The sequence below is a fragment of the Ochrobactrum sp. SFR4 genome (assembly GCF_019730395.1).
GTDB lineage: Bacteria > Pseudomonadota > Alphaproteobacteria > Rhizobiales > Rhizobiaceae > Pseudochrobactrum.
The window spans coordinates 1-447 of record NZ_JAAPBB010000211.1 but is presented as its reverse complement, the minus strand read 5'-3'; the positions used below and the strand labels follow the sequence as shown (position 1 = coordinate 447).

Sequence of the window (447 nt, the reverse complement as noted above, 5' to 3'; positions counted from 1 at the left end):
TAATATTATAGGCCATAACAACTCCCGCCTTCAATGCTTGTTTGATTTGACCGATAGCTGTTTTTTGAAGCGGGATAAATATTTTTTATTGCAGAGTGTTTTAAGAGCAACCGGCTTGAGCGCCGGTTGCTTGTTTACAGGCGGATTAACGCCACTCGTCTCCCCATTGCTGGACAAAGTGATCAGCGCCCACTTCCAGCATTTGACGGACAGGTGGCTGATAATCCATTGCGCGGACAGGGCTTTTCAACTCACTGACTTTGAGCTTCGGCTTGGAGCCACGTGTTGCAGGATCAGGCACGGGCACCGCTGACAGCAGGCGCTTGGTATAAGGGTGCTGCGGGTTGCTGAAAATGCTTTCCCGTGCGCCGATTTCGACAATTTCACCCAGATACATCACTGCCACGCGATGGCTGATCCGCTCCACTACGGCCATGTCATGGGAGA

At 51.2% G+C, this 447-nt stretch carries 1 protein-coding gene; it reads right to left on the bottom strand.

Features of this window, described 5'->3' with window-relative positions; translation table 11 throughout:
* Nucleotides 1–145 precede the first annotated feature (145 nt).
* Nucleotides 146–447: oligopeptide/dipeptide ABC transporter ATP-binding protein (locus HBA93_RS18650; RefSeq protein WP_353619400.1), on the bottom strand; the 302-nt coding region annotated here is incomplete at its 5' end.